The 7,900-nt window shown below is 30.1% G+C and carries 11 protein-coding genes; 7 read left to right on the top strand and 4 right to left on the bottom strand.

All coding sequences use genetic code 11. The features are described from left to right. Nucleotides 1–203: 203 nt before the first annotated feature. Both sagB and IDG65_RS13630 read right to left on the bottom strand, forming a co-directional pair. Nucleotides 204–1,058, bottom strand: a complete 855-nt coding sequence (gene sagB / locus IDG65_RS13635) for a peptidoglycan release complex glucosaminidase SagB (RefSeq protein ID WP_206174163.1) — start codon at nucleotides 1,056–1,058, stop codon at nucleotides 204–206. Between the two features lie 275 nt (nucleotides 1,059–1,333). After that, nucleotides 1,334–1,558 (bottom strand): hypothetical protein, encoded by a 225-nt coding sequence (locus IDG65_RS13630; RefSeq protein WP_000384171.1) that lies wholly within the window; start codon nucleotides 1,556–1,558, stop codon nucleotides 1,334–1,336. 198 nt (nucleotides 1,559–1,756) lie between these two features. Between IDG65_RS13630 and IDG65_RS13625 the strand changes: the two genes are divergently transcribed. Beyond that, nucleotides 1,757–2,227 (top strand): sigma-70 family RNA polymerase sigma factor, encoded by a 471-nt coding sequence (locus IDG65_RS13625; protein WP_000671043.1) that lies wholly within the window; start codon nucleotides 1,757–1,759, stop codon nucleotides 2,225–2,227. 112 nt (nucleotides 2,228–2,339) lie between these two features. Next, a complete protein-coding gene (locus tag IDG65_RS13620) occupies nucleotides 2,340–2,783 on the top strand; it encodes a competence protein ComK (protein ID WP_001152696.1) in 444 nt (147 codons plus the stop codon). Here IDG65_RS13620 and IDG65_RS13615 read toward each other — a convergent pair. Then, complete coding sequence (locus tag IDG65_RS13615) at nucleotides 2,770–3,213, bottom strand: hypothetical protein (RefSeq protein WP_001030459.1); 444 nt, start codon at nucleotides 3,211–3,213, stop codon at nucleotides 2,770–2,772. The genes IDG65_RS13620 and IDG65_RS13615 overlap by 14 nt on opposite strands. A gap of 297 nt (nucleotides 3,214–3,510) precedes the next feature. On the opposite strand from IDG65_RS13615, the gene IDG65_RS13610 reads away from it, so the two are divergent. Both IDG65_RS13610 and IDG65_RS13605 read left to right on the top strand, forming a co-directional pair. Further along, the gene (locus tag IDG65_RS13610; RefSeq protein WP_001168916.1) at nucleotides 3,511–4,146 is read left to right on the top strand and encodes a CPBP family intramembrane glutamic endopeptidase; all 636 of its coding nucleotides are present in this window, start codon (nucleotides 3,511–3,513) and stop codon (nucleotides 4,144–4,146) included. Nucleotides 4,147–4,312: 166 nt separating this feature from the next. Further along, a complete protein-coding gene (locus IDG65_RS13605; RefSeq protein WP_000492905.1) occupies nucleotides 4,313–4,933 on the top strand; it encodes a CPBP family intramembrane glutamic endopeptidase in 621 nt (206 codons plus the stop codon). 396 nt (nucleotides 4,934–5,329) lie between these two features. Here the strand turns inward: IDG65_RS13605 and IDG65_RS13600 are convergent, their stop codons facing one another. Further along, nucleotides 5,330–6,043, bottom strand: a complete 714-nt coding sequence (locus IDG65_RS13600; RefSeq protein WP_001096494.1) for a transaldolase — start codon at nucleotides 6,041–6,043, stop codon at nucleotides 5,330–5,332. 258 nt (nucleotides 6,044–6,301) lie between these two features. Here IDG65_RS13600 and IDG65_RS13595 point away from each other — a divergent pair, with 258 nt between their 5' ends. The 3 genes from IDG65_RS13595 (at nucleotide 6,302) to IDG65_RS13585 (ending at nucleotide 7,575) form a co-directional block, all read left to right on the top strand. Continuing rightward, complete coding sequence (locus IDG65_RS13595) at nucleotides 6,302–6,604, top strand: hypothetical protein (RefSeq protein WP_000091443.1); 303 nt, start codon at nucleotides 6,302–6,304, stop codon at nucleotides 6,602–6,604. A gap of 255 nt (nucleotides 6,605–6,859) precedes the next feature. Further along, nucleotides 6,860–7,225, top strand: a complete 366-nt coding sequence (gene crcB, locus IDG65_RS13590; protein WP_001200540.1) for a fluoride efflux transporter CrcB — start codon at nucleotides 6,860–6,862, stop codon at nucleotides 7,223–7,225. Continuing rightward, a complete protein-coding gene (locus tag IDG65_RS13585) occupies nucleotides 7,222–7,575 on the top strand; it encodes a fluoride efflux transporter FluC (RefSeq protein ID WP_000623485.1) in 354 nt (117 codons plus the stop codon). The genes crcB and IDG65_RS13585 overlap by 4 nt, the downstream gene beginning before the upstream one ends. The last annotated feature ends 325 nt before the right edge of the window (nucleotides 7,576–7,900 follow it).

Genomic DNA, 7,900 nt, shown 5'->3' with positions numbered 1-7,900 from the left:
TTGCGTCCGACTTCCTTCAGATTCCACTTCACAATGGACACCCTTGTCTTTCGCTAACAGTTCCTACTACCAAGCCTGTAACGGACTTTCACCGTCAAGTTGTTGCCCATGCCAGGCGCACTAAAAAGACGCTTTCTATTTATTGCGATAGAAAGCGTCTTTTTATACTTGAGCAAGTCATATCATAACTTAACTCTAATAAATTACTTATTCAAATGTTTACTTTCATCTTTATACACAAAGTATTTGAAGTATTTTCCTTCAGTCTTCATGTTCTTATAAAAGTCAGCGATAATTGTTGCATTACTTTCTGCCCACTTAATATCAGTAGCATATTGATGTTCTCCTGGATTTTTTGGATTCCATCTCATACTATACAATGTATTTTGATCTGTGCTTGATAAGAAGTGCTTATGAATGAAATCAGCACCGCCTGAAATAGCTTTTTCAGGTGTATCCCAACCATGCTTTTTAGCATATTCTGCACCTGTTTTAATTGGGTCTTTATCAAGGGCTCCTACTCCATAGAAATTGTAGTATTTTTTGCCATCAATTTCGACTCCATTAGCTAATTCACTTTTAACTGCGCCAGTTTCTAATAATGCATGTGAAATTAAATAAACTTCGTTAACGTGCTTATCTTTAGCAGCTTTTAAGAAATCATCCGTATGTTTCAATAACGTTGGTCTATCTACTAACATACGTTTAATTCTATTTTTATCAATCCCTTGATACTTTGATAAATCTAAAAATTGATATTTTTGCTTTTCATTATCGATAAAAGTACCGCTATCCATTGCACTTTTAATTTCAGTTGCAGATGCATCTCTCCATGCATCATTCTTTTTATTTGATACCTGTTGACTCGTATAATTATTTATTTGTTTCTTTGCTGCATCGTTTAATGTAACATTTAACTTTTCAATCTTAATGTCGGATTTAACATGTTTGAAAAATATCTGATCGGATATCATTGAGAAAAATAAAAATGAGACAACAGCAAATATGACAACAAGTCCTATTATTCCAAAAATAGAACCTTTCTTGTGTTTATTCATATCCACACCTCTTAGGTCATTGTTGTTATACATTCAGTTTGACTACGATAATAAAGTTTAACATTATTAAAACCGTTTAACAATTTTATCTATGCATTGTTACATATTCATAAATAAACAGTAATGTAAATGAAACGTTTTAAACGATTTATCAACATTACTTTACGTTGATATACGAATCATAAATGTTTTATCTTTTTGTATAACCTTTGAAAACCTTTATATCAATAATCTTATTATTCACGTATTAAAAAACAAAAAATTCTCTTGTTCGTTTACTTAGTTTCTTTTTTATAATCCATCATAATAAAACTTGCTGCATTTGATCTATTTTTATAATAGTACTGATTTAAATCAATCGTACCTTCAATTTGACCATCACGATACATCATTTCATTAGTGAAATTATTTATCATCACGAAATCAGCGCGATCTCTTATAACATCTAAATCGTCGTTTCGTGCAAAAAAATGTTCTAAATTTAAATGTGCGTAATCCATTGTTACCTCCCGATTACAAATTTTGTTCTATCTACTATTTAGCAAAGTAATAATACATCATATCACATTAAATTAATTACTTATGTCTTATATTTAACACTTAATTTAGCGATTACGCAAATGAATGATTTTTCTAAATATTTTATTCTAACTTTATCCGGAAATATTTGTTATACGTATAACTTGGAGAATGACTACTTGAAATTTAATGACGTATACAACAAACACCACAAAATCATACACCATCTTTTAAAAAAATATAATATTAGCTATAATTATGATGAGTATTATCAACTACTCTTGATAAAAATGTGGCAATTGAGTCAGATATATAAACCCTCAAGCAAGCAATCTTTATCCTCTTTTTTATTCATGCGACTAAACTTTTACCTTATCGATCTATTCAGACAACAAAAACGTTTAAATGATATCATTTTATATGAAAATCATTCACCAATACTTACTGAACAGCCAATTTATTTTAATGAATTCAACTTAAATTTACAAGATGTTTGTGCCCTACTAAACCACAGGGAACGACAGTGGCTTATGCTTTATCTTGAAGGCTATAAGCAATATGAAATTGCTGATATTATGTCATTATCAACTTCAACAATTAAATTAATTAAGGCATCAGTTAAGCGTAAATGCCAACGTTTTTTTAAATAGATGCGACGTGTCGTGTTGATTAAAATGATTAATACTCTTGGAACGCTCAATAATATGCATTTCATTTTTGCGAACCATTTTATTATTAACTGATTGAAAAGGAGTACTATATTTGCAAGACATTTCTACAAAACACCTACTTTATATCCAAACCGCAACTTCGAACCATCTTGAGACAAAATGTGTCTTTCTGTACCATGAGTACAATCTCGAATTCCCTATTACTAAAGCCATTCCTTATTATGCTAAATTGCATTTTACATCAGCATCAATTTTAATCGATGCAGCAAAAAGCATACTCAACATTAACAAGCTGGTGCCTATTTACCTTAATCCGAAAACGATTCTTTTCCCAATAAAACAAAAGCGTGCACCGATACAAACATATATCAATGCACACTATGTAATTGGTATGACGGAAATGGGCAATTCAACTATGCTCCATTTCAAAAATGGCAAAACATTAGAAGTCGATGAACCCATGTCTCTTATTTCAAAAAAATGCCATGAAAGTTTAGCATTGAAGCATTTCATTGAAAATACTAATGACCATTAAATTTATGTTCTATCAGTTTCTTTGTAAAATATGATGTTGTGATTTTTATTAAATAGATACTAACTAACATTAATAAAATCGCCCCAATGATTGTTAAAATAACAACCGTTGTCGACAATTCTACTTTAGGATTAACGAAAAATTGCACACCAGATAGACTTGTAATTAATCCGAATAAAAACAAACCTAATAAAGCAACGTATGCAAACATCATCACTACTAATGTTACAAAGATGCTATAACTTTTAGTTTCTTTACTACGAAATACATTTTCTCTTAAGTACGCATTAGCAAAGGTGATTGGCTTATTAAAGTTCACATTGTCCTTGTCAGTAATACTAGACAACCGTTGATCTAATGCATGTTTTTCCTTTTTGTTCAAAAACCATAATTGCTTTTTAACCTTTTTATCGAACGATGCTTTATTCATAATTAAGGATTTCTCTCCTTTTTCATATTGACGCTATTTTATACATGATTGCCAATGAACATTGTATTTTATATATTTTACAGAAATACATGCATCAAATCTACAAAAATTAACTTTGCAATTTTATTTTTAGTAATTTGACACTGTATAATTGACACCATTTATATTGCAAACAAATGTTTTTAGTTAAGTGTAATGATGCGCCTTTAATCATATCTAAGTTTCTCATATAATGAAAATGAACATACCAATGAAATGCTTTAATATTCATTTTATAGATGATAGAAAGGATTAAATATGCAGAAATTCAAGGATTTGTTTTATGATGATTTATCAGTTGCACGTGGAAATTATTTTCTAACTTTATTATACGCATTCTTGATTACTATTATTCTACTAATTGGCTTCGTTGTCAGTGATACACACATACTTTATGGCATGTTTATAGTGCTCATCGGTATCGTGTTATTACGGTTATTCAAAATTAATTTACTCTCATTTAAAAAATTAACAATGTCACAAGTGATTTATATCATCGGTGGTGCATTGCTAATTTATGGGTTAGATCATCTTTATTTACATTTTCATGACGTACCTACAAATGAACAAGAATTAGATCGAGAATTACAACATACGCCTTTGTATATGTCTATTGTCACAATTGCTATTATCCCTGCCATTGTAGAAGAAATCGTTTTTCGAGGCATGATAATAAGAGTTGTATTTAGAAAGCATTTATTTATTGGATTAGTTGTGTCTAGTCTAGTGTTTGCATCATTGCATGAATCGGATACTTGGATTGGGTACTTACCTTATTTATATTCTGGAGTGATTTTTGGCCTAATATATTTAAAAACAAAGCGATTAGAAGTCGTTATTTTAATCCACTTTATAAATAACCTATCCTCATTACTCATTCTGATATGGGGATAATACTAGTTGATATAATACACAATGATTGCCCCTCAACATGTAATTCACAAAACGATATGCAATACAAATTAATGATATGCAAGCTTTTAAAACAATAAAAAATCTTGTATAATTAACTTAATTTTCATAAAAATTAAACGTCAAACTTTATTTTAGGAGAATTAATATGTTTTCGAGGAATAACAATATTTTTGTTGATGATTTGTCTGTAACAAAGGACAATTATTTAATTGCAGTTTTAAAAATGTTGGTCATTTTTTTAGTAATTAATTATGGAACAGACGTCAGTTATGACCATGAGTATGTTGGGCTATTTATTATATTACTAGGTGTTGTACTTCTTAAAGTTTTAAATATCAATTTATTATCTTTCAAAAAATTAAAATTCACTCATATGCTTTATATTATATTTGGGTTTTTGTTGATGTATGGATTAGATTACTTATATGATATGTTCGCACCGCCTACATTAAATGAAATATTGCTAGATGAAGAGTCTGAAGATGCACCTTACCACATAGCTCTGCTTAGTACTGCTATCATTCCACCAATTACAGAAGAAATCATCTGTCGTGGATTGATTATACGAATTTTATTCAGAAATCATCTTTTCTTAGGTTTTATTGTTTCAACTGTATTCTTCACGCTAATACATGAATCAGACACGCTGATTGGTTATCTTCCGTATTTTTATTCAGGTTTAATTTTTGGCTATACTTACTTAAAAACAAAACGATTAGAGGTACCGATTTTAATACATTTTATCAATAACCTCTTAGCCATGTAACAGTAAAATCATTAATTATTTTGATATTTACATGATGACACCAAAGCTTTTACAAAGTATTAATAGGTGCCTTTCCAAATGTTATTGCATATTTACGTTCTGTAATTATATCAAAACAACAAAACATATTAAGTTTAGCTATGAAAAAAATCTATGACGATAGATTTTTTCATAGCTATTTATTATAGTTATTGAGCCTATCCCAGACTCTCTATACTGTTATATTAGCAGTCATTGACTGAATGATAATACGCTTTTCAATTATAGGGGCCCCAACACAGAGAATTTCGAAAAGAAATTCTACAGGCAATGAAATACATATTAGTTTAAAATTGACTCCAATATGAAAAACCCCCATAAGCACAATGCCTATGAGGGTTTAAATATATTTATATATTATAGAATAGAAAGACCTGAAGATTGAATATCTTTCGCAAAGCCTTTAACTGTATCTACTGATAATTCGTTAATATCGCGACCTAAGTTTGTATTCACTTTTTTCACAACATCTGCAGGGCATGTAATAATATCTGCACCAATTTCATCAGCTTGAATCACATTGAATAATTCGCGGCAACTTGCCCATAATAATTTAACGCCGTCTTTACTATGCGTAACTTTTACAGCCTCTTTCATTAATGGTAATGGATCTACGCCTGTATCTGCAATACGTCCTGCAAATACTGAAACATATGTTGGCACACCTTCAGTTACTGCTTCAGTTATTTCTTTAACTTGTTCAATAGTGTAAACAGCCGTAACGTTTAATCTCACATTGTCAGCTGAAAGTTTTTTAATTAAAGGAATCGTTGATTCACCTTTTGTATTTACAATGGGAATTTTAACAAATACATTTTCGCCATATTGTTTTAAAATTGCTGCTTCTTTTTCCATAGTTTCTAAATCGTCTGCAAATACTTCAAATGAAATTGAAGCATCTGGAATTTCTTTTACAGCTTCTTCAGCAAAAGCTTTGTAATCTGTTACGCCCGCTTTCGCCATTAAACTAGGATTTGTTGTAAAACCATCCACTTGTTTGTTTTTATAAGCTGCTTTCATTTCTTCAATATCTGCACCATCCGCAAATACTTCTACATTTAGTTTAGCCATATAATATAGCCTCCTTGATTCTTATTAAAATTTTAACAACATCTGCATGTCTTTTTCTTACAACCATTTGTAAAAAATGATTTTTATTTCTTTGTTATATAAAACATTTATATCACGCTTTTATAATATATAGCTAATTTTTTGCCTAGATTTCTTAAAAAAGACTTTAGCAACATTGTGTCAACATGGTAATTAAACTATTGTTTTATGATTGTTTATGATACGATATGTAAATGATAACCATCCAGGAGGTCTAGCATGTCTCGTTCAAAAAAATACTTTTACTTATCTAGCTTAATGATTATTTTAAGCTTTTTCTTTAATACAAATAACGTTTTCCTAAGTGGGCTTTTTAATTCTTTTATTAAATTAATACTTTTCTGCAGTGTTATTAACTCAATTATACTAATATTGTCTATAATTTTTGCAGATCGTTCAATTAAATCACTAAAGCCTGATGCGGATTGGATTAGAATTGCGAGTAAAAGTTTGCCTTGGATTATTCTAATCGTTATTTTAGTACATATCTTTTCGATTGTTCACACATTCGGTTTTATTTAAAAAAGATAAAATGTCAATGTAGCCTTAATACAAAACAATACAATGCATCATGCTATAATGAGTAAATCAATTTGATGATGTTGTTGCGTTTAAAAAATATTAGATTTTCGAAATCATAACTATGCATCTAATCGCTATAGTTATACAACAAGATATAACATATAATGAGGTTTGATAATGCATCGACAATTTTTGTCGTCGCGTTGCCAAAACCTCTTTTTTAAATTCAAACTACTTCTTTTCGAGGTGAACCAAATGCAATATGTATATATTTTTATCGGTGGTGCTTTAGGCGCTTTATTACGTTACCTCATTTCTTTTCTGAATACTGACGGAGGTTTTCCAATCGGAACACTGATAGCCAATTTGACTGGTGCCTTTGTAATGGGATTGCTAACAGCCTTAACAATTGCATTTTTTTCAAACCATCCGACCCTAAAAAAAGCTATTACGACTGGTTTTCTTGGTGCATTAACGACTTTTTCAACATTTCAATTAGAATTAATACATATGTTTGATCATCAACAATTTATAACTTTACTACTATATGCTATAACAAGTTATGTCTTTGGTATTTTGTTATGTTACGTCGGTATAAAACTAGGTGGTGGTTTATCATGATATCAATCATTTTAGTCATGATTGGCGGCGGTTTGGGTGCAATTGCTAGAAGTGCCGTTACTGATTATTTTAATCATAAATTTACTTCCAAGTTACCTATCGCAACATTGATAGTAAATCTTGTTGGTAGTTTTTTAATTGGATTAACTATAGGCTTATCAATTTCAATCTCATGGTTCCCTGCGTTCTTTGTTACCGGTTTTTTAGGTGGCTTAACAACTTTCTCAACGTTAGCCAAGGAACTTACACTAATGATGATGCCAAAATTTAATATTAACCTTTTTCTCAATTATTCACTTTTACAATTCATCATTGGATTTATAGCTTGTTATATTGGCTATCATATTTAAAAATAAAATGCTTCATTCAGCAAATAGGCAAATTACGACACCTTCCTGAACGAAGCATTTTTTTATTTTCATGCAAATTTTTTAGCACCATAAAATGCCTACCAAATTTCAATAATCTTTGTTACCGTTTAAATAATGTGAATGTCAATAAATTCTCCAAACTAGTCGAAAATAAAACAGGCTGGGACATAAATCCCTAAAAAAACAGCAGTAAGATAATTTTCAATTAGAAAATATCTTACTGCTGTTCTCTATTTATACAATACTTCGTATTGAATGGCTTCGCTTTCCTAGGGTGCCGTCTCAGCCTCGGTCTTCGACTGGC

Origin of the sequence: Staphylococcus sp. EG-SA-17 (assembly GCF_017151845.1) — a bacterium.
GTDB classification, from domain to species: Bacteria; Bacillota; Bacilli; order Staphylococcales; family Staphylococcaceae; genus Staphylococcus; species Staphylococcus aureus.
Note: the sequence above shows the minus strand (reverse complement) of the source record. Positions and strands in the feature narration are given on the sequence as shown.

Bases quoted from the DNA above. Each gene is read 5' to 3' on its own strand.
- IDG65_RS13630 (WP_000384171.1), bottom strand. From the start codon at position 1,558: ATGGATTACGCACATTTAAATTTAGAACATTTTTTTGCACGAAACGAC.
- IDG65_RS13600 (WP_001096494.1), bottom strand. From the start codon at position 6,043: ATGGCTAAACTAAATGTAGAAGTATTTGCGGATGGTGCAGATATTGAA.
- IDG65_RS13610 (WP_001168916.1), top strand. From the start codon at position 3,511: ATGCAGAAATTCAAGGATTTGTTTTATGATGATTTATCAGTTGCACGT.
- crcB (WP_001200540.1), top strand. From the start codon at position 6,860: ATGCAATATGTATATATTTTTATCGGTGGTGCTTTAGGCGCTTTATTA.
- IDG65_RS13615 (WP_001030459.1), bottom strand. From the start codon at position 3,213: ATGAATAAAGCATCGTTCGATAAAAAGGTTAAAAAGCAATTATGGTTT.
- sagB (WP_206174163.1), bottom strand. From the start codon at position 1,058: ATGAATAAACACAAGAAAGGTTCTATTTTTGGAATAATAGGACTTGTT.
- IDG65_RS13585 (WP_000623485.1), top strand. From the start codon at position 7,222: ATGATATCAATCATTTTAGTCATGATTGGCGGCGGTTTGGGTGCAATT.
- IDG65_RS13605 (WP_000492905.1), top strand. From the start codon at position 4,313: ATGTTTTCGAGGAATAACAATATTTTTGTTGATGATTTGTCTGTAACA.
- IDG65_RS13595 (WP_000091443.1), top strand. From the start codon at position 6,302: ATGTCTCGTTCAAAAAAATACTTTTACTTATCTAGCTTAATGATTATT.